Annotated in this window: 1 pseudogene; it reads right to left on the minus strand. The window is 72.7% G+C overall.

Features of this window, described 5'->3' with window-relative positions:
• Nucleotides 1–245 (minus strand): annotated as a pseudogene (locus ACQG3P_RS21815) (hypothetical protein); the annotation flags it as partial.

Raw genomic sequence — 245 nt, forward strand, 5'->3', positions numbered from 1 at the left:
CGCGCGCGCCGCTGCGCACGGCCTGGGAGCGCACGGTGCGGAACCAGGTGGCCGGGTCGTCGTCGACTGCCTTTTCCAGTTCCTAGCCGCGCTCATCGGCCGGGCGGTTGACCACCAGCAGGCTGGCGGCCGGCAATGCGCGGCCCAACACCGGCGCGGCGGGGAACACATCAACGGCAGCTGCCGGGGCCTGTGCGAGATCGAGCTGGCAGGCCAGCGGCTGGCGGATCTCGGTGGGTACGGTA

This window comes from Stenotrophomonas sp. SrG (assembly GCF_050031795.1).
GTDB lineage: Bacteria > Pseudomonadota > Gammaproteobacteria > Xanthomonadales > Xanthomonadaceae > Stenotrophomonas > Stenotrophomonas rhizophila_A.